The 20,656-nt window shown below is 74.3% G+C and carries 20 protein-coding genes; 11 read left to right on the top strand and 9 right to left on the bottom strand.

The genetic code is table 11. The annotated features are described in order from the left end of the window. Positions 1–36: 36 nt before the first annotated feature. Entirely contained in the window at positions 37–273 is a 237-nt protein-coding gene (locus MTQ10_RS08780; RefSeq protein ID WP_247464209.1) for a hypothetical protein, read from the bottom strand. Positions 274–481: 208 nt separating this feature from the next. Here MTQ10_RS08780 and MTQ10_RS08775 point away from each other — a divergent pair, with 208 nt between their 5' ends. Together MTQ10_RS08775 and MTQ10_RS08770 are read left to right on the top strand one after the other, a co-directional pair. After that, positions 482–1,522: a PHP domain-containing protein gene (locus MTQ10_RS08775; protein WP_247464207.1), complete on the top strand. Its 1,041-nt coding sequence runs from the start codon at positions 482–484 to the stop codon at positions 1,520–1,522. Between the two features lie 167 nt (positions 1,523–1,689). Continuing rightward, the gene (locus tag MTQ10_RS08770) at positions 1,690–2,364 is read left to right on the top strand and encodes an HAD family hydrolase (protein WP_247464204.1); all 675 of its coding nucleotides are present in this window, start codon (positions 1,690–1,692) and stop codon (positions 2,362–2,364) included. 472 nt (positions 2,365–2,836) lie between these two features. Here MTQ10_RS08770 and MTQ10_RS08760 read toward each other — a convergent pair whose 3' ends face one another. Both MTQ10_RS08760 and MTQ10_RS08755 read right to left on the bottom strand, forming a co-directional pair. Beyond that, the gene (locus MTQ10_RS08760; RefSeq protein ID WP_374117585.1) at positions 2,837–3,151 is read right to left on the bottom strand and encodes a hypothetical protein; all 315 of its coding nucleotides are present in this window, start codon (positions 3,149–3,151) and stop codon (positions 2,837–2,839) included. A gap of 94 nt (positions 3,152–3,245) precedes the next feature. Continuing rightward, positions 3,246–4,535, bottom strand: coding sequence for an ROK family transcriptional regulator (locus MTQ10_RS08755; RefSeq protein ID WP_247464201.1), 1,290 nt, complete (start codon positions 4,533–4,535; stop codon positions 3,246–3,248). A 333-nt stretch (positions 4,536–4,868) separates the two neighbouring features. Between MTQ10_RS08755 and MTQ10_RS08750 the strand changes: the two genes are divergently transcribed. The 4 genes from MTQ10_RS08750 to MTQ10_RS08735 all read left to right on the top strand — a co-directional run bounded on the left by MTQ10_RS08750 (position 4,869) and on the right by MTQ10_RS08735 (position 9,507). Continuing rightward, positions 4,869–5,363: an FBP domain-containing protein gene (locus MTQ10_RS08750; protein ID WP_247464199.1), complete on the top strand. Its 495-nt coding sequence runs from the start codon at positions 4,869–4,871 to the stop codon at positions 5,361–5,363. 393 nt (positions 5,364–5,756) lie between these two features. Then, entirely contained in the window at positions 5,757–7,010 is a 1,254-nt protein-coding gene (locus MTQ10_RS08745) for an FUSC family protein (protein WP_247464197.1), read from the top strand. A gap of 149 nt (positions 7,011–7,159) precedes the next feature. Next, complete coding sequence (locus MTQ10_RS08740; RefSeq protein WP_247464194.1) at positions 7,160–8,224, top strand: hypothetical protein; 1,065 nt, start codon at positions 7,160–7,162, stop codon at positions 8,222–8,224. A gap of 50 nt (positions 8,225–8,274) precedes the next feature. Continuing rightward, positions 8,275–9,507, top strand: a complete 1,233-nt coding sequence (locus MTQ10_RS08735; RefSeq protein ID WP_247464191.1) for a lactonase family protein — start codon at positions 8,275–8,277, stop codon at positions 9,505–9,507. Here MTQ10_RS08735 and MTQ10_RS08730 read toward each other — a convergent pair. Together MTQ10_RS08730 and MTQ10_RS08725 are read right to left on the bottom strand one after the other, a co-directional pair. Next, entirely contained in the window at positions 9,475–10,200 is a 726-nt protein-coding gene (locus MTQ10_RS08730) for a DUF2470 domain-containing protein (protein WP_247464188.1), read from the bottom strand. The genes MTQ10_RS08735 and MTQ10_RS08730 overlap by 33 nt on opposite strands. A gap of 88 nt (positions 10,201–10,288) precedes the next feature. Further along, a complete protein-coding gene (locus tag MTQ10_RS08725; RefSeq protein WP_247464185.1) occupies positions 10,289–10,897 on the bottom strand; it encodes a TetR/AcrR family transcriptional regulator in 609 nt (202 codons plus the stop codon). 107 nt (positions 10,898–11,004) lie between these two features. Between MTQ10_RS08725 and MTQ10_RS08720 the strand changes: the two genes are divergently transcribed. Beyond that, positions 11,005–12,537 (top strand): cytochrome P450, encoded by a 1,533-nt coding sequence (locus MTQ10_RS08720; protein ID WP_247464182.1) that lies wholly within the window; start codon positions 11,005–11,007, stop codon positions 12,535–12,537. 52 nt (positions 12,538–12,589) lie between these two features. On the opposite strand, the gene MTQ10_RS08715 is transcribed toward MTQ10_RS08720, so the two are convergent. From MTQ10_RS08715 to MTQ10_RS08705, 3 genes are all read right to left on the bottom strand, one after another. After that, positions 12,590–13,333 (bottom strand): PIG-L deacetylase family protein, encoded by a 744-nt coding sequence (locus MTQ10_RS08715; protein WP_247464179.1) that lies wholly within the window; start codon positions 13,331–13,333, stop codon positions 12,590–12,592. Positions 13,334–13,395: 62 nt separating this feature from the next. After that, a complete protein-coding gene (locus MTQ10_RS08710) occupies positions 13,396–14,697 on the bottom strand; it encodes an alpha/beta fold hydrolase (RefSeq protein ID WP_247464176.1) in 1,302 nt (433 codons plus the stop codon). 274 nt (positions 14,698–14,971) lie between these two features. Further along, positions 14,972–15,997, bottom strand: coding sequence for a LacI family DNA-binding transcriptional regulator (locus MTQ10_RS08705; RefSeq protein WP_247464174.1), 1,026 nt, complete (start codon positions 15,995–15,997; stop codon positions 14,972–14,974). 363 nt (positions 15,998–16,360) lie between these two features. On the opposite strand from MTQ10_RS08705, the gene MTQ10_RS08700 reads away from it, so the two are divergent. From MTQ10_RS08700 to MTQ10_RS08690, 3 genes are read left to right on the top strand one after another with little or no spacing between them, the layout of a single operon-like run. Next, positions 16,361–17,116 carry a (Fe-S)-binding protein gene (locus MTQ10_RS08700; RefSeq protein ID WP_247464171.1) on the top strand — a complete coding sequence of 252 codons (756 nt, stop codon included), beginning with the start codon at positions 16,361–16,363 and terminating at the stop codon, positions 17,114–17,116. After that, positions 17,113–18,591, top strand: coding sequence for a LutB/LldF family L-lactate oxidation iron-sulfur protein (locus tag MTQ10_RS08695; protein WP_247464168.1), 1,479 nt, complete (start codon positions 17,113–17,115; stop codon positions 18,589–18,591). The genes MTQ10_RS08700 and MTQ10_RS08695 overlap by 4 nt, the downstream gene beginning before the upstream one ends. After that, on the top strand, positions 18,588–19,220 hold the full coding sequence (locus tag MTQ10_RS08690) for a LutC/YkgG family protein (protein WP_247464166.1): 633 nt from the start codon (positions 18,588–18,590) through the stop codon (positions 19,218–19,220). Before MTQ10_RS08695 ends, MTQ10_RS08690 begins: the two co-directional genes overlap by 4 nt. Before the next feature lie 7 nt (positions 19,221–19,227). On the opposite strand, the gene MTQ10_RS08685 is transcribed toward MTQ10_RS08690, so the two are convergent. Next, positions 19,228–19,593 (bottom strand): winged helix-turn-helix transcriptional regulator, encoded by a 366-nt coding sequence (locus tag MTQ10_RS08685; RefSeq protein ID WP_247464163.1) that lies wholly within the window; start codon positions 19,591–19,593, stop codon positions 19,228–19,230. 132 nt (positions 19,594–19,725) lie between these two features. Here MTQ10_RS08685 and MTQ10_RS08680 point away from each other — a divergent pair, with 132 nt between their 5' ends. Then, the gene (locus MTQ10_RS08680) at positions 19,726–20,571 is read left to right on the top strand and encodes an SDR family oxidoreductase (protein WP_247464160.1); all 846 of its coding nucleotides are present in this window, start codon (positions 19,726–19,728) and stop codon (positions 20,569–20,571) included. Positions 20,572–20,656 lie beyond the last annotated feature (85 nt).

The raw sequence follows: 20,656 nt of genomic DNA, 5'->3' as shown, positions 1-20,656 counted from the left end.
GGTGCCGCGGCCCCTGCCCGCCGCGCACCCGGCGGCTCAGTGCAGGGACCAGGTGTACTTGTCGCCGCCCACCCAGCGGACCACGTCGGGGTCGTCGGCGTCATGGATCGTGATGCCGTACGCGGCGGCGGCTTCGAGGACGTCGGTGAGAGCCTTGGCCTCCCCGACGACCTGACCGTCGATTTCCACGATGCGGAAAGGCGGCGTCCCGGGCTGGACGCCGAGAACGATGATCCGCGGCCGGGAGATGTGCGGGCTCGCAACTTCGGTCATGTCATCGAGGGTAAAGCGGAATCCGGACAAACGACTCACCCGGTACGGCGGTCGAACGGTTCCGGCGGGGCCGGGGCGGGCCCGGCGCCGGCGGCGGACCGTCCGCCGCCGCCGATCACGGGCGTGTCCGGCGGCGGTGCCGGGCCACCCCGCGTCGTCCGCCGTGCGCGGACGCGGGGGCTGGGGAACCCTGGGGGCGGGAGGTGTCATGGACCCTGTCGCCGCTCTGGACCGGATCGCGTTCCTGCTGGAACGCTCGCTGGCGCCGACGTACCGCGTCCGCGCGTTCCGTACGGCCGCCCGGGTGGTGCGCGAGCTGCCCGCGGCGGAGCTGCGCGAACGGACCGCGGCGGGGACGCTGGAGGCGCTGCGCGGGCTGGGCCCGAAGACGGCGCAGGTGGTGCGGGAGGCCCTGGACGGGCGGGTGCCGGAGTACCTGCGCAAGCTGGAGGACGAGGCGGCCGAGGGCCCGCCGGTGGAGGGCGGTGAGCGGCTGCGGGCGCTGCTGCGCGGCGACTGCCATCTGCACTCCGACTGGTCGGACGGCGGGAGCCCGATCGAGGAGATGGCCCGGGCCGCGGCGGCCCTCGGGCACGAGTGGGCGGTGCTCACCGATCACTCGCCGCGGCTGACGGTGGCCCGCGGTCTGTCGCCGGAGCGGCTGCGGGAGCAGCTGGACGTGGTGGCGGAGCTGAACGCGACATGGGCGCCGTTCCGGCTGCTCACCGGGATCGAGTGCGACATCCTCGACGACGGCTCGCTGGACCAGGAGCCGGAGCTGCTGGAACGGCTGGACGTGGTGGTGGTGTCCGTCCACTCCAAGCTGCGCATGGACGCCCGGGCGATGACCCGGCGGATGGTGAACGCCGTACGCGATCCGCACGCCGACGTGCTGGGGCACTGCACCGGGCGGCTGGTCACCGGTCGGGGGCGGCCGGAGTCGCGCTTCGACGCGGACGAGGTGTTCGCGGCGTGCGCGGAGGCGGGCACGGCCGTGGAGATCAACAGCCGGCCGGAGCGGCTCGACCCGCCGCGGCGGCTGCTGCGGCGCGCCGTCGAGGCGGGGGTGCTGTTCTCCATCGACACCGACGCGCACGCGCCGGGCCAGCTCGACTGGCAGATCTACGGCTGTGCGCGGGCCGAGGAGTGCGGGGTGCCGCCGGAGCGGGTGGTGACCACCTGGTCGTTGGAGGATCTGCTGGCCTGGACGCACGAGGGCCGGGTCCCGGCCGGGGTGACGGGCGGCTGACGGGGTACCCGTGGCGGTCACGGGCCCCCGTGGGCGAACCCGCGGGCAACGGCCTCGGAGACCGCCCCCGGCCCGCGGGGACGGCCACCGCAGGCGAACCCGCGGGGACGGACCCCCGGGAACGGGCGGGGCCCCGGGAAGGAATCGGCGGGGACGAGAGGAGTCTCATGGAACGCGCCGCCGTCTTCGACGTCGACGGCACCCTGGTCGACACCAACCATCTGCATGTGACCACGTGGTGGGAGGCCTTCCGGCAGGCGGGCCACCGGGTGCCGATGCATGCCGTGCACCGGGCGGTCGGGCTCGGCTCGACCGATCTGATCGCCCATCTGCTGGGCGAGGACCGTGACAAGGAGCGCGACGCCGAGCTGAGCGCCGCGCACAAGGCGCTGTACGGGCAGTACTTCGACCGGTTGCCGGCGTTCGCGGACGCCGGTGCCCTGCTGCGACGGCTGCACGGGGACGGATGGGCCGTGGTGCTGGCGACGTCGGCGGGCGGGGCGGAGCTGGGGGCGCTGAGGCGGGCCATCGACGCCGACGAGGCGATCAAGGCGACCGCGAGCGCGGACGACGTGGACGAGGGCAAGCCGGCGCCGGAGCCGGTGGAGCACGCTCTGGAGCTGGCCGGGGTGCCGGCGGAGCGCGCCGTGTTCGTCGGGGACACGGTGTGGGACATGCGGGCCGGGAGCCGGGCCGGGGTGCGCTGCGTGGGGCTGCTCTGCGGCGGGATCCCGCGCGCCGACCTGGAGGAGGCGGGCGCGCGAGCGGTGTACGACGATCCGGCCGCCCTGCTGGCCGCGCTGGCGGAGAGCCCGCTGGGCGGTGCGAGCGGGGACGAGTGACGCGTATCACCCGGTACGGTGACACATCGGGGAACAGGGGGAGATGGTTGTCCGTTGAACTGATCGTGGGTGCGGACGGGACAGCGTCCCCGGGCCTCACCTTCTGCCCACAGGGACGATCGTTCGGCTGAAGCCCTGTGGAGCGTCTCGCCGAGAGGCGACCGCCGTGCGTACCCACACCTGTGCAGCCCCGGCCGTGATCCCCCCGTCGCGGTCGGGGCGCTCTTCTGTCCCGGCGTGCGGGTCTCCGCCTGCCGCGTGCGTCCGAAGCGTGTCCCCGGCGGCCCCGACGGCAGGCCCGAAGACCCGGATCGGCCCAGGCCGGGAGGCCCGGTTCGGCACCGACCGCCTCGGCCGCTTCGCCCCGGTGAACCGGCTGGGGCCGGCGATCGAGCCGGACGAGTCATCGTCGGGCGCCACCGTCGGCCTCCTCAGCCACGGGCCGCGTCACGCGGCCGGTGTCACGCCCGCGTCACGCCGGTGACTCGTCCGGCACCGGGTGCTCGGGGTTGGGTGAGCCGGCGTGGGGTGCGCCGCGGCGGCCGGTGCCGGCCTCGTCGGTGTCGGGGACGTCGGCGCGGGGCTCCTCGTCGCCGCCGTCCCTGCCGCTGTCCTCGGCATCGGCGTCGGCACCGGTGTCGCGGTGCGGTTCGTCCCGTCGCTCACCGGAGCCTCGTCCGGGCTTCAGGTCCCACGGGTCGTCGCCCTCGGTCACCTGCTGGTCCGGCATGTCGCGCGGGACCGGCGCGGTGGTCGCGCGGTGCTCGTCGGAACGGTGCTCGCTCACGGCCTTCTCCTTCCGCGTTCCCCTCCCGTCTCCGGGGAGCAGGGCGGGTACCTCCCGGCAGGGCCGCGAAACCTCGGCGCGACGTGCGCGCGGCTCAGCGCGGGGCGCGCTCGGCGAGCGCCGTGCGCCAGGCCGGGGCGGGTCCCTCGGGTTCGGGCTCCGGGCGGCGGCCACCGCGCGCGAAGAACGCGGCGAGCGGCAGGACGGCCGCGCCGACGGTGACCGCGTCGGGGCCGAGCCGTCCCAGTTCGACGGTGACCTTGTCGGCGGGATGCCGCAGCGCGTACGCAGCGGCATGGCGCCGTACGCCGGGCAGGAACCGGGGGCCGAGCTGGAGGCCGGCCCAGCCGCCGATCAGGATGCGCTCCGGCTGGAACAGGTTGATCAGGTCGGACAGCCCGGCGCCCAGGTACTCGGCGGTCTCCTCCAGGACGGCGCGGGCGACGGGGTCGGCCTCGGTGTCGTCGTCGGGGTAGGCGGCGGCGAGCATCGCGGTCAGCGCGCCTTCCTCGTCGGTGTCCCGCGGGGGTGTGCCGCCCGCCTCCTCCCAGCGGGCGAGCAGCGATTCGGCGCCGGCGTAGGCCTCCAGGCAGCCGAGCGCGCCGCAGCGGCAGCGGCGCCCCCTGACCCGTACCGTCAGATGCCCCCACTCCACGGCGCGTCCGCTGTCGACGTCCGGGGTGACGAGGCAGGCGCCGACGCCGGAGCCGAAGAGGACGACGACGGCGTTGCGGGCGCCGCGCCCGCCGCCGAACCACATCTCGGCCTGGCCGAGGGTCTTGGCGCCGTTGTCGATGAAGTACGGCACGGTCGGGGGCAGGGGTGAGCCGTCGCGCAGCAGCGCCTCCAGCGGCACGGCGTCCCAGCCGATGGTCTGCCCGTGCACCACGGCACCCCGGTCGGCGTCGCGTTCGACTATGCCGGGGACGCCGATGCCGACGCCGAGCAGCCGCTCGGGCGCGATGCCGGCGGCGGCGAGGACCTCGGCGACGCCGTCGCGGATGTGGCCGACGATCACGTCGACGTCGTAGCGCTGGTGCTCCAGGGGGCGTTCGGCGCGGGCCAGTTCGGTGAGGGTGAGGTCGAACAGCTCGATGCGGACGCGGGTCTCGCCGACGTCGACGCCGATCATGTGGCCGCTGCCGGGTGCGACGCGCAGCAGGGTGCGGGGCCGGCCGCCGTCGGAGTCGACGCTGCCGGCCTCCTCCAGCAGGCCGTCGGCGACGAGGTCGGCGACGACGTTGCTGACCGAGCCCGAGCTGAGGCCGGTCGCCGGGCCGAGCTCGAAACGGCTGAGCGGCCCGTCGAAGTACAGCCGCTGGAGTACGGCCGTACGGTTGGCCCGCCGCAGATCCCGTACCGTGCGACCGTTCCGCCCCGCCATGTGACTCCTCCCGAACCGTGCCCGACCTGCACCCTATCTCCGACGGGCGGCGGCGCGCACCTTTCTCCAGCCCTTAATTCATGAACCGAACTAAGCGATGCCCGCAGACGGGGGCCGCCGAGGCGGCGCCTCCGGCGGGGCGGGGGTCGGATGCGGGGCGGCCCGGGCCGCGCACTCAAGGCTACGCGCGTACCCGCGTCGCCGACGGCCCCGCCCGCACATCGGCACCCCTCCGTAATCCGCTGGCCCGCCCTGGCTCGCCCGCCTACCCTGGACCAGGCAAACCTAGAGCCTCTAGGTTTGTGTTCCGTACCAGATCGAGAAGGCCCTCCCATGAGATCACTCACCGAGCAAGACATCCGCGCCTCCTTCGTGAACTGCTCGAAGGGAGAGGCCAAGCGGCTCAAGGTGCCCCGGGATCTGGACGCGCTGCCGTGGGACGATCTGGACTTCCTCGGGTGGCGTGATCCGGGGGCGCCGGACCGCAACTGTCTCGTCGTCGAACGCGCCGAGGGGCTGGTCGGGGTGACGCTCAGGTTCCCGCCGGCGCAGCGCGGCTTCCTCCAGCGCAGCCTGTGCTCGCTCTGCCTGACGGCCCACCCGCGCGGCGGGGTGTCGCTGATGACGGCACGCAAGGCGGGCGCGGCCGGCCGGGACGGCAACTCCGTCGGCCTGTACATGTGCACCGATCTGGCGTGCCCGCTGTATGTGCGGGGCCGGAAGGTGCCGCAGGCCGGGCAGCGCTTCGAGGAGAGCCTGACCGTGGAGGAGCAGCTCGCCCGTATGACGGGCAATCTGTCGGCGTTCCTGGACAAGCTGTACGTCTGATCTCTCCGACCGGCTGCCGGTCCGCACTCGCCGCCGCGTGGCGGATGCCGGCTGTCCGTCCGCGGTGCCACCGCATGCAGAGTGCCGGTCGCCCGTCCGCGGTACCGCCGCATGCAGAGTGCCGGTCGCCCGTCCGCGGTACCGCCGCATGCAGGCTGCCGGTCGCCCGTCCGCGGTGCCACCGCATGCAGGATGCCGGTCGCCCGTCCGCGGTACCGCCGCATGGACGGCCGGCCGCCCGACGCGCACGGGGTGGGGGCCATCCGGCCGTCCTCCGTATCGGGGCGGGGTTTGCCCCGGGGGCCCCGCGGGCGTTCGATATGAGCCACAGGTGCGTTCGAGATGAGCCACCGGTGCGTTCGAGGCGCGTGCGGAAGGGGAACAGGCCGAGGAATGGCAGATGTACGTGAGCGGACCGAGCCGCTGGTGCGGCTGGCGCGGCGCAGCCGTGAGCCGGTGGTCGTGCAGGCGCTGCGCTCGGCGACCGCGGCGACCATCGCCTACGTCATCGCTCTGCATCTCAGTCCCGAGGCCGCCCCGCTGACGGCGCCGCTGACGGCCCTGTTGGTCGTGCAGGTGACGTTGTACGCCACGCTCACCAACGGCATCCGCCGGGTCAACTCGGTGGTCGCGGGCGTACTGGTGGCCATCGCGTTCAGTCAGCTGGTCGGTCTGACCTGGTGGAGTCTGGCCCTGCTGATCGTGGCGTCGCTGGCGGTCGGCCATCTCGTCCGGGTCGACGAGTACGTGCCCGAGGTCGCGATCAGCGCCATGCTGGTCCTCGGCGTGACCACGGTCGGCGACACCGCCTGGGCGCGCATCCTGGAGACGCTGATCGGCGCGTTCGTCGGCATGGCCTGCAATCTTCTGCTGCCGCCGCCGGTGTGGGTGGAGGAGGCGGGCGAGTCGATCGACGGGCTGGCCCGCCGGGTACGGCAGCTGATGCTGCGGATCGGTGAGCAGGCCGCGGGCCGCACCCCGTTCGAGGTGGCCGTCGTACGGCTGCACGAGGCGCGGCGGCTGGACCACGACATCGTGGAGGTGGACGCGGCGCTGCGGCAGGCCGAGGACAGTCTGCGGCTCAACCCGCGGGTGCGGGAGGGCCTGCTGCACCGGGTGGTGCTGCGCACCGGTCTGGACACCCTGGAGATCTGCACGGTCGTCCTGCGGGTGCTCGCCCGCAGTCTCACCGACCTGGCCAAGGAGCGCGATCCGGAGCCGCTGTTCCCGAAGGAGACGGGCGTCGTCCTGGAGCAGCTGCTGTCGGAGGTGGCCGACGCCGTGGTCAGTTTCGCGGTGCTGGTGACGACGGACGTCAGCCAGAGCGCCGAGTCGGCGGAGGAGCGGCTGGCGTCGGAGCTGCGGCAGGCCGCGGCGACGCGTGACAAGTTCGCCCAGTTGCTGCTGGAGGAGGTGCAGCGCGACGCCCGGCAGTGGCAGCTGCACGGCGCGGTGCTGACCGAGGTCAACCGGATGCTGGACGAGCTGGACACCGAGCACCGGTCGCGCCGGCTGCTGGAGGAGCTGGACCGGCACACGCGTGCGCAGCGGGAGCGGCCCCTGTCGCTGCCGTGGTTCAAGGACCGGGTGCGGGTGCTGAGGCGCCGGTTGCGGAACCGGAAGGGGGGCGTCGGGCGTTCTTCGTGACGAATGCCCGGCCACGGGGCCGGTGCGCGGGGCGTGCCGCCGACACGGTGCGCGCGACGCCTGGCCGCCCGGCCGGGACGAGGTGCGAACCGGCCGCCCGGCCGGGACGAAGAGCGACCCGGCTGCCTGGCCGGAGGGGGGACACACGCATGACGGATGTGCGGCTCGACGGGAACACTCTGCGGCTGCCGGGCGGGGTGGCGGTGCGGTTCGTGCGCACGCTGCGGCTGCCGGAGACGGGCACGCATCCGCTGCCGCCCGGCCTGGGCGAGTTCCCGGTGCGCCGGATCGCCGACTACGCGGACACCGTCCCGGAGGAGTGGCGTGCCCGTGGCGGCGTGATGCTGCCGGTGTATCTGCGTGAGGCGATGTGGCTGAGTTTCGCGGGTACGACCGAACCGGCCGCGCTCCAGGTCGGTGTCGGCAAGGTGTGCGCGGTGTCGGGCAGGCCGTGGACGGGCCGGCTGGCGCGGCGTCCGCAGAACTACGTGGTGCTGCCCCGCCAGCCGTGGCTGGACGGCATCAACTCCGGCAGGGGCACGGTCCGGCAGTTCGTGGCGGTGCCGCTGGGGCTGGGCGCCACGGTGGAGGGCCAGGTCACCGGTGAGGAGGTGTGGGGCGGCGTCCAGTTGCAGTCCTTCCCGCTGAACGAGAAGGCGCTCGCGAAGTGGCGCGAGGAGGAGGCGCGGCGCGCGGCGAGCCGTCAGGAGCTGTACGGCGCTCCCCAGGTGGGCGCGGCGCCGATGGCGTTCGGGGCCCCGCCGCCGCCCGGTGCGATGCCGGCGGCCCCGGGCGCGATGCCCGCCGCCGCTCCGGCCGCGGCGCCGCGCGCGACGGCGATGGGGCTGGGTGTGGGCGGTTCGATGCGGCAGGAGGTGTACAAGGACGACCGGCCGCTGCGGGACTGGGCGAAGGAGCCGGCCGGGCGGGTCTTCGTTCATCTGGTGACGCCGCCGGAGTGGCGCCGTATCACGGGCGAGGAGCCGCCGCCGTCCCCGGTGGACCGTGCCGCGTACACGCGGGCGGGCCTGCCCTGGTACGACTACTACGACGACGAGGCCGAGGATCTGGCCCCCGCGGACCCGCTGGAGACGGTGAAGCCGGTCGGTGACTGGATCGGTGACGACCACGAGCCGTGGCAGCCGCCGGCGCCGCACCAGGTGAAGCCGTTGGGTGACGCGCCGGGAAAGCCTGTGACGGACGGCGACTGGTGACACGGCCCGGCGTCCGGTGACCGGGACGACGAGCCGAGGTGCGGACGACGATGGGTGAGGCCGGGGCGGCCCGGGGCGGCTGGAGCAGGCGCGGGTTCGCGGGCGCGCTGGCCGCGGCGGCGCTGACCGCGGCCGGTTGCGGCGGCGGCAGCGGCGGGCGGTCCGCGGCCGGGCGGGAGCAGGGCTCGCCCCCGGCCGGCTCGCCCACGGCACCCGACGAGTCGTCCCCCGGGCCCACGGCGTCCTCGCGGGGGTCGGTGCGCCCGCTCTACCTGGGCACCTACACCTCCGCCGAGGGCGGTGGCGCGGGCATCGGGGTGGCCGCGTACGACCCGGTGACGGGCCGGATCACCGGGCGCGGGACGCTGCGGGGTGTGGCCGATCCGTCGTATCTCGCGGTGCACCCGGACGGGCGCACGCTGTACGCGGTGCGGGAGCGGGACGACGGCGCGGTGACCGCTGTGCGGCTCGCGGACGGCGAAGTGCTCGGCAGTCGTGCCACGGGCGGGGTGGGGCCGTGTCATCTGTCCGTGCATCCGAGCGGCCGGTGGCTGCTCAGCGCGAACTACGGCTCGGGCAGTGTGGCCGTGCACCCGATCGGGGCGGACGGCGCGCTGGGGGTGCGGGCCGATCTGGTCGTGCACCGGGAGCCCGCGCCGGGACCCGGCCAGGAGGGTCCGCACGCGCATCAGGTGGTGACGAGCCCGGACGGCCGGCATGTCCTCGCCGTCGATCTCGGTACGGACACCGTGTACACGTACCGGCTCGATCCGCGCACCGGGCGGCTCGCCGAGGTCGCGCGGGCGCGCACCCGGCCGGGTTCGGGCCCGCGCCATCTGACGTTCCATCCGGGCGGGCGGTACGCGTATCTGGCGAACGAGGTGGACGACACGGTCACGGTGTGCGCGTACGATCCCGCGACCGGGCGGCTCACCGTCGGCGCGCCGCAGGGCACGGGCTCAGGGCGGGAGACCAACTATCCGGCGCAGTTGCTGGTCACGGCCGACGGGGCGTACGCGTTCCTGGCCAACCGGGGGCACGACAGCATCGCGCGGTACGCGGTGGAGGCGGGCGGCGCGCGGCTGAGGCTGCTGGGGACCGTGCCGTCCGGCGGGGAGTTCCCGCGGCAGATCGCGTTCTCGCCGGACGGGCGGCTGCTGTTCGCCGCCCATCAGCGGTCCGGCACGGTCACGGTGTTCCGGGTGGACGCGGCGGGCGGGGAGCTGCGGCGGGCGGGTGAGCCGTTCGCGTCACCCGTCGCGGTCTGTGCGCTGCCGCTGTAGGGCGCGCGGGCAGGCCGCCATGGCCGCCTGCGCGAGCAGGTCGTGCATCCGGGCGGTGAGTTGGCTGATGTCGTCGGCGGGTGTGTGGAACGGCAGGCGTACGTCACCGTGGGCGCGGGCGCGTTCGATGCGCAGGGTCAGTCCGTGCCGGTCGACGGCGAGGGGGGCGACGCGGACGGCGCCGTGCAGACTGTCGGGGTCGACGAGCCGGGTGAGGCGTTCCACGGCGTCCGGGTGGGCGTCGGCGAGGTGGGTGAGCAGCCGGGCCTCGGCGCCGGCGAGCGGGTCGGGTGCGGCGGCGGCGAAGTCGTCGAGGTCGACGACGGCCATGCCGCAGGGGCGGCGCAGGGCGACACGCGTCGCCCGGAAGGCGAGCCGGTTCGCCTCGGGTGCGAAGGACCCGGCGAGCCACAGCCGGGCCCGGACGCGGTGGCGGAAGGGGACGGGCGCGACGTCGGCGAACTCCAGCACGGCGGACGCCTCGCCGCGCGGCGCGCACAGGGAGACCGCGTGCAGGGCGCTGTCGTCGGGCACGTCGAGCAGGATCCGGCCGTCGTCGGTCACGGTGTGCGCGCCCACGAACTCCTCGCGGACGCCGTCCGCGGTGACCGCGCAGGACCATGCCGCGGCCAGCACGGAGCGGGCCCGGTCCGCCGCGGAGGGCGCTGCCGTCCAGGTGTGCCTGTCACCCATCCCAAACCTCCCTTAGGTAAGCCTTACCTAACCTATCGGAGTCGGGGGCGTACGCCAACCGGCACCCCCGCCGAGGGCACATGTCGCTTCAGGAAGCCAGGACGCCCAGCAGGGCCCGTGCGCACAGATCGCGCACCTGCGCCCGGTCCAGGTCCGCCCCGCGCAGCCACTCCAGACAGACCGCCGTGGTGAACGCCAGCCAGCCCCGCACGGCCAGCCGCACATCGGGGCGTCGCTCGACGACCGGCCCGAACTCCGGGTCGGCGGCCAGCGCGGCGAGGATCTGCCGCTCCTGCGCGGCCAGCGCACGCCGGTAGACCCGGCGGACGGCCTGGTCACCGGCGGCGTCGGCACGATGGAAGGCGCGATAGCCGTGCGCGTGCGCCTGTACGTGCTCCAGATAGGCGTCCAGCCCGGCGCTGAGCTGCTCCCGCACCGGCACGCCCGGTTCCGCGGCGGTCATGCGCAGCATCCGCTCGCTCTCCCGCTCCACGACCGCCGCGAAGAAGTCCCGCTTCGTCGGGAAGTAGTGGTACAGCAGCCCGCGGGAGACTCCCGCGATCTCGGCGACCTGCTCGATCCACACATCGTCGTACGGATGTTCCGAGAACAGCCGCGCCCCCACCGACAGCAACTGCTCCCGGCGCTCGGCGGTGCTGAGCCGGCGGCGTGTGCGCTCGCCCTGGTGCGCGGCCATGCCCGCACTCTACTTGACGCCGGTTCGAACACCGGACCAGACTGAAAAGCGTTGTTGAACCCACGTACAACAGGTCAACCTGCCGGTGGATCAAGGGAGATCACGTCATGGCGGAGACGACGACCGGGGACGGCCTGCCGAAGGGTTTCCGCAGCGCCGAGCACGGCTGGCCCGAGCTGCACCGCATCCCGCGCCCCGCGCACCGGCTTCCGCTGCTCGGCGATGTCCTCGGCGCGAACCGGCACACCCCGATCCAGGACTCGATGCGGCACGCCCGCCGGCTCGGGCCGATCCACCGCAGGCGGGCGTTCGGCAGGGAGTTCGTGTTCGTGTGGGGCGCGGACCTGGTCGCCGACCTGGCCGACGAGGCCCGGTTCGCCAAGCATGTCGGCCTCGGCATAGCCAATCTGCGCCCGGTCGCCGGGGACGGCCTGTTCACGGCGTACAACCACGAGCCGAACTGGCAGCTCGCGCACGATGTCCTCGCGCCCGGTTTCAGCCGCGAGGCGATGGCGGCGTACCACCCGATGATGCTGGAGGTGGCCGCACGGCTGACCGGGCACTGGGACCGCGCGGCGGCGGCCGGGCACACCGTCGACGTGCCCGGCGACATGACGAAACTGACGCTGGAGACCATCGCCCGCACCGGGTTCGGCCATGACTTCGGCTCGTTCGAACGCGCCCGGCCGCACCCGTTCGTCACGGCGATGGTGGGCACGCTCGGCTACGCGCAGCGGCTGAACTCGGTGCCCGCGCCCGCCGCCGGGCTGCTGCTGCGCCGGGCGGCCCGGCGCAACGCCGCCGACATCGCGTTCCTGAACCGTACGGTCGACGAGATCGTCCGCGTCCGCAGACGTGACGGCGCCGGGGACGGCGACCTGCTCGACCGGATGCTGGAGACGGAGCATCCGAAGACCGGTGAGCGGCTGTCGATGGAGAACGTGCGCCGCCAGGTGATCACCTTCCTGGTCGCCGGGCACGAGACCACCTCCGGCGCACTGTCGTTCGCGCTGCACCATCTGTCCCGGCATCCGGAGGCCGCCGCCCGCGCCCGCGCCGAGGTGGACCGCGTGTGGGGCGACACCGCCTCCCCCGGCTACGAGCAGGTGGCGAAACTGCGGTACGTACGGCGGGTGCTGGATGAGACGCTGCGCCTGTGGCCGACCGCTCCCGCGTTCGCCCGGGAGGCCCGCGAGGACACCGTGCTCGCGGGGCGGTACCCGATGCGGCGGGGCGCGTGGGCCCTCGTGCTGACGCCCATGCTGCACCGCGACCCCACGGCGTGGGGCGAGAACGCCGAGCAGTTCGACCCCGACAGGTTCGAGGCCCGGGCGGTACGGGCCCGGCCGCCGCATGTGTTCAAGCCGTTCGGCACGGGCGCGCGGGCGTGCATCGGCCGCCAGTTCGCCCTGCACGAGGCGACGCTCGTGCTCGGCCTGCTGCTGCGCCGGTACGACCTGGTACCGGACCCCGCCTACCGGCTGAGGGTGACCGAACGGCTCACCCTCATGCCGGACGGGCTGCGGCTCGGGCTGGAACGCCGCACCTCCCCCGCCCCGGCGGGCGCTCCGCCCCCTGAGGAGGCCGACGCCGGACAGGCCGAGGCGGCGCGCTGCCCGGTGCACCGGGCGGACACCTGAGGCGGGCGGGAGGCGCCCGGCGCGCGTGGGGCCTCCGCCTGCGGGGGCCTCGTCAGCGCGCGAACACCTCGAAGGTGACGGCGGGCCGCCCGCCGAAGCGTGGCGCCGCCCGCTCGGCGGTCTGCGTGAGGAAGGTCCGGGCGTACGTCTCCGGGTCCTCGTCCGTCAGCACCTCGATGTAGGTGCGGTGTTCGAGCAGGGACCGTACCGCGCGTTCCAGCCCCGGCCCGGCGTCCACCGCGTGGGTGGGGCTGCTGGACCCGGCGACGGCGACCCAGCGCACCCCGTTCCACGGCTGAAGGCCCCGCTCGGCCAGTTCGGGGAAGATCCACCGGTTGCCCGCGTCCCCGGCGGCGTCCAGCACGGCGCGGCCGACGGCGACATGGTCGGGGGTGTTCCAAGCGACGCCGCCCCAGGTGTCCCGGTGGTTGAGGGTGACCACCAGTTCGGGCCGGTGGCGGCGGATCGCGGCGGCGATGTCCCGGCGCAGGCCGACGCCGTACTCGATGACACCGTCCCGGTGGCCGAGGAACTCCACCTCCGTCACGCCGACGACGGCGGCGCTCGCCCGCTGCTCGCGCTCGCGCAGGGGGCCGCACTCGTCGGGGGCGAGCGTGTCGATGCCGGCCTCGCCGCGGGTCGCGAGCACATAGGCGACCTCACGGCCGGCGTCCGTCCAGGCGGCGATCGCGGCGGAGCAGCCGTACTCGAGGTCGTCCGGGTGGGCCACCACGGCGAGGGCGCGGCTCCAGTCGTCGGGCATGGGCTTCAGCTGAGGGGGCGTCGGCTCGGTCATGCCGGCAGCGTAAGCCGGGTGCCGGCACCGCGCACCCGGCTCACGGATCTTGCTGCGTGCGGTCAGGCCTCGTCGCGGGCGAGGGCGAGCAGCCGGTCCAGGACGCGGGGGCCGCCGGCCCGCACACCGTCGTGCTCGTACTCGTCGGTGACCCAGGTGCGCAGGCCTCGGATCGCTCGGGCGGTCTCCAGAGCGTGCGCGGTGTCCACGTACATGTCGTCGTGGTAGACGGCCGCGGCGACCGGCACCTCGTTCGCTGCGAGCCGCCCCGCGTCGTACAGGGGTGTCCAGTCGGTGCGGGCGGCGAGGAGTTCCGCGGTTTCCTTCAGCGGGCGCAGCGCCGGGTCGCAGTCGAACATCCAGGGGTGGATCGTCTCGCCGGTGAACAGCAGCGGGCCGTCACCGGTGAGTGTCTTCGCCGCGTCGAACTGCGGGAACTCGCCGCGGACCCGCTCGGCGGACCAGGCGGTGGGCCGGTGGTCCTGCGCGTAGATCGCCTCGTGGACGAGCGCGTACAAGGGGTGTCCGGCGTACGACAGGAGTGTCTGGACCTCCTCCTGGAAGGCGTCGGACAGTTCGTGGCCGGCGGGGGTGCGGACGAAGGCGTCCTCCAGCAGATAGTGCAGGCGGTGGCTGCCCTCGCCGCCGCCGAGGAGGATGCCGAGGGACTGGAACGCCTCCACGGTGAGCCGGTAGCCGTTCGGCAGGGTCACCTCGTGGTCGAGGAGGTGGGCGGCGATCCGGCGGGCGCGTTCGACGTCCTGCGGGTAACGGGCGTAGTGGGCGTCCACCTTGCGCTCGACGCGCGGATACGCGGCGCGGTACACGTCGTCGGCGTGCGCGTGCAGGGAGGGAAGCCCGCCGGTGATCAGGGCGGTGTCGATGCCCTCGGGCGCGGTGGACAGGTAGGCGACGGTGCAGAAGCCGCCGAAGCTCTGGCCGAGGACGGTCCACGGTGCGCCGCCGGTGACCTGCGGGCGGATCGCCTCGCAGTCCCGGACGATGGAGTCGGCGCGGAAGCGGGTGAGGTAGTCGGCCTGGGCGGCGGGGCCGCCGCGCAGCGGCAGCGTCTGGCGGTTGGCCGGGGTGGAGGCGCCGGTGCCGCGCTGGTCGAGGAGGAGGACGCGGTACTCCTTCAGGGCACGGCCGAGCCAGGCCGACCGACCGACGAAACGATTCGCCCCGAAGCCCGGGCCGCCTTGCAGATAGAGCAGCCAGGGCAGGTCCTGCCCGGCCTTGTCGCTCGCGACGACCTCGCGGGCGTACAGCTCGATCGTCTCCCCCGCCGGGTCGGCGTGGTCGAGGGGGACGGTGAAGCGGCGGTCGGTGAGGACGACGCCGGGTTGGCGGTAGCTGTGGGTCAACACGACTCCCGGTGCGGACGACGGGCCCGCGGGTTTGCGGGCGGACCCAGTTCAGCACATGCGGGGCGGTTGATCACGCCGGGGACGGCGGACCGGCGCGAAGCGGTCGGCGGGGCGTGCCCGCGCTGTGTCGGCGCGGCGGGGTGGCCGGTTGCCGCCGCTCGGCGGTGTCCGGCGGCACGCAACGTCCTGTCCGCCGCCCGACGACCGGCACGTCCCTCGGGCGGCCGGCGGTGCCGGGACCGTCGGTCCTCGGCGCCGGAGCCCGCGGGTGCTACCGCCCCGGCAGGCTGGAGCGTCGTACGACCAGTTCCGGCTGGAGCACCACCCGGCGGTGCCGGTGCCGTTCGGCGACGGCACCGGTGGAGGTCTCCTCCAGGAGGAGGTCGGCGGCGAGGGCGCCCATGGTGACGGCGGGCTGCCGTACGGAGGTCAGCGGTACGGCCGCGGCGGCGGCGAACTCGATGTCGTCGTAGCCGACGAGCGCGATGTCGTCGGGGACGTTCACACCGGCCGCGTGCATGGCCTGGAGCACGCCGAGAGCGAGGAGGTCGTTGGCACAGAACACGGCGGTCGGCCGGTCGGCGAGCCCGAGCAGCCGGGCCCCGGCGTCCCGGCCGGCGGCGACGTCGAGCCGGTCGGTGGGCAGTTCCCGCAGATGTTCGGGGCCGAGCCCGGCCTCGGCGAGCGCCTGGAGGGCCCCGGTACGGCGGTCGCGGACCTGGGTGAGGCCGGGCGGCCCGCTGACGTAGGCGATGGAGCGGTGCCCGGCGTCCACCAGATGCCGTACGGCCAGCGCGCCGCCCGCCACGTCGTCGACGGAGACGGAGCACTCGGCGGCGCCGTCGGCGACCCGGTCGACCAGCACGAACGGGATGCGGTGCCGGCGGAAGGCGTCGATGTTGCGGCCGGTGGCGTCGGCGGGGGTGAGCAGCACGCCCCGTACCCGCTGTTCGGCGAAGAGGGAGAGGTACTCGGCCTCCTCGCCGGCATCCTGGGCGCTGTTGCAGACCATCACGCCGAGCCCGGCGTCGCGGGCGGCGCGTTCGGCGCCACGGGCGACGTCGACGAAGAAGGGGTTGCCCATGTCGAGGACGAGCAGGCCCATGATGCGGCTGCGGCCGGCGCGGAGCTGGCGGGCGGACTCGCTGCGGACGTAGCCGAGGCGGTCGATCGCGGACAGCACGCGGGCCCGGGTCTCGGAGGCGACCGTGTCCGGACGGTTGATCACGTTGGACACCGTGCCGACGGACACCCCGGCGGCGCGGGCGACGTCCTTGATACCCACCGACTGGGCCATCAGGCTTCGGACCTCCTGGGATGCGGGGAGCGGCGGGAGGTCTTCACATTACCCTCACCTTCGGCGGGCGGGCCCCGCTCGGGAGGAGGGGCTCGACGGGCTTGCGCCGGCGGGGGAGACGGCGGGCCTCCACGGTCGGCCCCGGCACGGTGGACCTCCGAGGCCGGCTCCGGCCCAGCGGGTCTCCACGACCGGCCCCGCACGGCAGACCTCCACGGCTCATGCGCTGTGCCGGGTGACCCGCACGGCGGACCGGCCCCGCCCGTCGTGCGGTGCGGCACGCCCGGTGCGGCGGTCTCGTCCGCCGTGCGAGGCGGCGATTACGCTGCTCGACGTCCGTCGATCGACACCCTGGGAGCCGCGATGCGTGTCGCCCTGTTCCTGACCTGTGTCAACGACACTCTGTATCCGGAGACCGGCAAGGCGGTGGTGCGGCTGCTGCGGCGGCTGGGGGTGGACGTCGACTTCCCGCCGGGGCAGACCTGCTGCGGGCAGGCCCACTACAACACCGGCTACCGGCACGAGGCGGAGCCGCTGGCCCGGCATTTCGCGGAGGTGTTCGGCGGGTACGACGCGATCGTGACGCCGTCCGGGTCGTGCGGGGCGATGGTGCGGGAGCTGTACCCCCGGCTGGGCGAGCGGGCGCGCGCGGAGGGCCGGGGCGGGGGGCTGGCGAAGGTGCTGGCGCCGGTGGTGCCGAGGACGTACGAGCTGACGGAGTTCCTGGTGGACGTGCTGAAGGTGACGGACGTCGGCGCGTACTACCCGCACCGGGTGACGTATCACCCCACCTGTCACGGGCTGCGCGGGCTGGGCCTCGGGGACCGGCCGCGGCGGCTGCTGGAGGCGGTGAGGGGGCTCGAGCTGGTGGAGTTGCCGGGTGCGGAGGAGTGCTGTGGTTTCGGCGGCACGTTCGCGGTGAAGAACGCCGCCGTGTCGACGGCGATGGGCGCGGACAAGGTGCGCAACGCCGCGTCGACGGGCGCGGAGGTGCTGTGCGCGGCGGACAACTCGTGTCTGATGCACATCGGCGGCACCATGGCCCGGCTGCGGACGGGGATGCGGCCGGTGCACATCGCGGAGATCCTGGCGAGCACGGAGGAGGAGCCGGCCGTATGAGCGGCACGTTCGTGGGCATGCCCGCGTTCCCGGAGGCGGCGCGTGCGGCGGTCTCCGACGAGACGCTGCGGGGCAATCTGCGGCACGCCACGCACACCATCCGCGCGAAGCGGGCCAAGGCGGTGGCGGAGGTGGCGGACTGGGCGCAGCTGCGGGAGGCCGGGAAGCGGATCAAGGACCATACGCTGCGTCATCTCGACCGCTATCTGGTGCGGTTGGAGGAGTCCGTGACGGCCGCGGGCGGGACCGTGCACTGGGCGGCGGACGCGGACGAGGCGAACCGGATCGTGGCGGACCTGGTGAAGGCGACCGGTGAGCGGGAGGTCGTCAAGGTCAAGTCGATGGCCACGCAGGAGATCGGGTTGAACGAGGCGCTGGAGGCGGAGGGCATCCGCGCCTACGAGACCGATCTCGCGGAGCTGATCGTGCAGTTGGGGAAGGACCGGCCTTCGCACATCCTGGTGCCGGCGATCCACCGCAACCGGGGCGAGATCCGTGACATCTTCCGCCGGGAGATGGGCCGTTGGGGGCGCCCCGCCCCGGACGGGCTCAGCGATGCGCCGGCGGATCTCGCCGAGGCGGCGCGGCTGCATCTGCGGGAGAAGTTCCTGCGGGCCAAGGTGGGGGTCTCCGGCGCGAACTTCATGGTGGCGGAGACCGGCACGCTGGTGGTGGTGGAGTCCGAGGGCAACGGCCGGATGTGTCTGACCCTGCCGGAGACGCTGATCTCGGTCGTCGGTATCGAGAAGGTGGTCCCCACCTGGCGGGACCTGGAGGTGTTCCTCCAGACCCTCCCCCGCTCCTCGACCGCCGAGCGGATGAACCCGTACACCTCGATGTGGACGGGCACCACCGACGGGGACGGGCCGCGCGTGTTCCATCTGGTGCTGCTCGACAACGGCCGCACCGACACCCTCGCCGACGAGGTGGGCCGGCAGGCGCTGCGCTGCATCCGCTGCTCGGCGTGCCTGAACGTGTGCCCGGTGTACGAGCGGGCCGGGGGCCACGCCTACGGCTCGGTGTATCCGGGGCCGATCGGGGCGATCCTCTCCCCGCAGTTGCGGGGCACGGCGAGCGAGGTCGACGCGTCTCTGCCGTACGCGTCGTCGCTGTGCGGGGCGTGCTACGAGGTGTGCCCGGTCGCCATCGACATCCCGGAGGTGCTGGTGCATCTGCGGGAGCGGGTGGCGGAGGGCGGCGAGGCCGTGCGTGACGGCAACAAGGTGCTGCTGAGGCCGGCGAAGGGGCATGCGGCGGAGCGGGCGGCGATGCGGGCGGCGCGCTGGGCGTTCGCCCGGCCGGGTGCCCTGCGGGCGGGGCAGCGGCTCGCCTCGCGCACCCGGCGGCTGCATCCGCGCACGCTGCCCGGTCCCGGGCGGGCGTGGACGGCGGGCCGGGACCTGCCGGCGGTGCCGTCGGAGCCCTTCCGGGACTGGTGGCAGCGTACGCGCGGCGGAAGGGACGGCGAGCGGTGAGCAGCAGGGAGCGGATTCTGGGCCGGGTGCGGCGGGCGCTGGCGGACGTACCGCCGGGTGAGGACTCGCCGGTGGAGCGCGGGTATCTGCGCCGGCACGGTGAGGGGGGTGCGTCGAAGACGGTGGCGCTGCTGGCGGAGAACCTGGCGGAGTACCGGGCGCTGGTGCACCGGTGCGCGGTGGGCGAGTTGCCCGGTGTGGTGGCGGGTCTGCTGGCGGCGCGCGGAGCGCGGTCGGTGCTGGTGCCCGCGGGGCTGGACGAGGGCTGGCTCGCGCGGAGCGATGTGCGGCGGGTGGCCGACCGGGCGGAGAGCACTCCGGCCGAGCTGGACCGGGTGGACAGTGTGATCACCGGGTGCGCGGTGGCCGTCGCCGAGACGGGCACGATCGTGCTGGACGGCTCGCCCGACCAGGGCCGGCGGCGGATCACGCTCGTGCCCGACCATCACATCTGTGTCGTACGCGTCCCGGAGCAGGTCGTCTCCTCCGTGCCGGAGGCCCTCGAACGGCTCGATCCGAGGCGGCCGTTGACGTGGATCTCCGGTCCGTCGGCGACGAGCGACATCGAACTGGACCGGGTGGAGGGCGTGCACGGGCCGCGCACGCTGGAGGTCGTGCTGGCCGGCTGAGGACCGGTCACACCGGCCCGGCGTCGTGGGCGCGCCGGGCCTCCTCGACCTTCGGCAGGTTCTCCTCGGCCCATTCGGTGAGGTGCGCGAAGAGCGGGGCGAGGCTGCGGCCGAGGTCGCTGATCTCGTACTCGACGCGGGGCGGCACCTCGGGGTGGTAGGTGCGGATCACCAGGCCGTCGCGTTCCAGGCGGCGCAGCCGCTCGGTGAGCACCTTCGGCGTGATGCGGGTGATCCTGCGTTCCAGTTCGACGAAGCGTTGCCGGCCGTAGGTGTGCAGGGCCCACAGGATGGGTGTGGTCCAGCGGCTGAAGACGATGTCCACCACCGGGGAGACGGGGCAGGCCAGTTCGGGGTCGTCGGTCTTCGGCATCGCCCGGGTCGTACCGCCGTGCACGGCCATGCGCATCCCTTCGGGGAAGTCACTTTCCTGTAGGTACCTACTATACCCAGGCTGTTAGCGTCCCTTCGTCGCCCAACGGGGCGCGAGAGAGAGGGCGTTGACATGATCGTGGTGACGGGTGCGAGCGGGAACGTGGGCCGGGAGCTGGTGGCGGAGCTGATCGCCGCCGGGGAGCCGGTGACGGCGACGGCGCGGCACATCACCGAGGCGGACGTGCCGGCCGGGGTGCGGGCGGTGCGGGCCGATCTGACGGACGCGGACAGTCTGCGGCCGGTGTTCGAGGGCGCCGACGCGGTGTTCCTCCAGAACGGGGGGCCGAGTCTGCACCGGCTGAGTCCGCGGGACCTCGTCGACGCGGCGAAGCGGGGCGGCGTACGGCGTGTGGTGCTGCTGTCGTCGCAGGGGGTGGCGACGCGTCCGGAGTCGCCCTCGCACGGGCGGGCCGTGCGCGTGGTGGAGGACGCGGTGCGGGAGTCGGGGCTGGAGTGGACGGTGCTGCGGCCGGGCGGTTTCCACTCCAACGCGTTCGCGTGGGCGGAGTCGGTGCGTACGGCGCGTACGGTCGCCGCGCCGTTCGGTGATGTGGGTCTGCCGACCGTGGACCCCGCCGACATCGCGGGGGTGGCGGCGGTGGCGCTGCGCGAGGACGGGCACGCGGGGCGGATCTACGAGCTGACCGGGCCGGAGCCGACCACGCCGCGGCAGCGGGCCGAGGCGATCGGGGCGGCGCTGGGTGAGCCGGTGCGGTTCGTGGAGCAGTCGCCGCGGGAGGCGCGGGAGCAGATGCTGACGTTCATGCCGGAGCCGGTCGTGGAGACGACGCTGGCCATCCTGGGTGCGCCGACGTCGGCGGAGCGGCGGGTCAGCGCCGATGTGGCGCAGGTGCTGGGCCGGGCGCCGCGCGGTTTCGCGGAGTGGGCGCGGCGTCATGTGGCGGCGTTCCGGTGATGCCGGCGTGTGGCGGTCTTCCGGCGAGGGAGGCGGCGGCGTTCCGGTGAGGGCGGCCGGCGCGGTGGTGGGGGCGGGCTCCGGA

Origin of the sequence: Streptomyces sp. XM83C, assembly GCF_023072675.1 — a bacterium.
Classification (GTDB): domain Bacteria; phylum Actinomycetota; class Actinomycetes; order Streptomycetales; family Streptomycetaceae; genus Streptomyces; species Streptomyces thermocoprophilus.
This window is presented reverse-complemented; position numbering and strand designations above follow the sequence as displayed.

What these genes read in the sequence shown, in the direction of transcription:
- MTQ10_RS08685 (WP_247464163.1), bottom strand. Translation starts at nt 19,593, where the DNA reads ATGCCGAAGACCGACGACCCCGAACTGGCCTGCCCCGTCTCCCCGGTG.
- MTQ10_RS08775 (WP_247464207.1), top strand. Translation starts at nt 482, where the DNA reads ATGGACCCTGTCGCCGCTCTGGACCGGATCGCGTTCCTGCTGGAACGC.
- MTQ10_RS08680 (WP_247464160.1), top strand. Translation starts at nt 19,726, where the DNA reads ATGATCGTGGTGACGGGTGCGAGCGGGAACGTGGGCCGGGAGCTGGTG.
- MTQ10_RS08780 (WP_247464209.1), bottom strand. Translation starts at nt 273, where the DNA reads ATGACCGAAGTTGCGAGCCCGCACATCTCCCGGCCGCGGATCATCGTT.
- MTQ10_RS08720 (WP_247464182.1), top strand. Translation starts at nt 11,005, where the DNA reads ATGGCGGAGACGACGACCGGGGACGGCCTGCCGAAGGGTTTCCGCAGC.
- MTQ10_RS08735 (WP_247464191.1), top strand. Translation starts at nt 8,275, where the DNA reads ATGGGTGAGGCCGGGGCGGCCCGGGGCGGCTGGAGCAGGCGCGGGTTC.
- MTQ10_RS08750 (WP_247464199.1), top strand. Translation starts at nt 4,869, where the DNA reads ATGAGATCACTCACCGAGCAAGACATCCGCGCCTCCTTCGTGAACTGC.
- MTQ10_RS08700 (WP_247464171.1), top strand. Translation starts at nt 16,361, where the DNA reads ATGCGTGTCGCCCTGTTCCTGACCTGTGTCAACGACACTCTGTATCCG.
- MTQ10_RS08770 (WP_247464204.1), top strand. Translation starts at nt 1,690, where the DNA reads ATGGAACGCGCCGCCGTCTTCGACGTCGACGGCACCCTGGTCGACACC.
- MTQ10_RS08705 (WP_247464174.1), bottom strand. Translation starts at nt 15,997, where the DNA reads ATGGCCCAGTCGGTGGGTATCAAGGACGTCGCCCGCGCCGCCGGGGTG.
- MTQ10_RS08725 (WP_247464185.1), bottom strand. Translation starts at nt 10,897, where the DNA reads ATGGCCGCGCACCAGGGCGAGCGCACACGCCGCCGGCTCAGCACCGCC.
- MTQ10_RS08755 (WP_247464201.1), bottom strand. Translation starts at nt 4,535, where the DNA reads ATGGCGGGGCGGAACGGTCGCACGGTACGGGATCTGCGGCGGGCCAAC.
- MTQ10_RS08715 (WP_247464179.1), bottom strand. Translation starts at nt 13,333, where the DNA reads ATGACCGAGCCGACGCCCCCTCAGCTGAAGCCCATGCCCGACGACTGG.
- MTQ10_RS08695 (WP_247464168.1), top strand. Translation starts at nt 17,113, where the DNA reads ATGAGCGGCACGTTCGTGGGCATGCCCGCGTTCCCGGAGGCGGCGCGT.
- MTQ10_RS08745 (WP_247464197.1), top strand. Translation starts at nt 5,757, where the DNA reads ATGGCAGATGTACGTGAGCGGACCGAGCCGCTGGTGCGGCTGGCGCGG.
- MTQ10_RS08740 (WP_247464194.1), top strand. Translation starts at nt 7,160, where the DNA reads ATGACGGATGTGCGGCTCGACGGGAACACTCTGCGGCTGCCGGGCGGG.
- MTQ10_RS08730 (WP_247464188.1), bottom strand. Translation starts at nt 10,200, where the DNA reads ATGGGTGACAGGCACACCTGGACGGCAGCGCCCTCCGCGGCGGACCGG.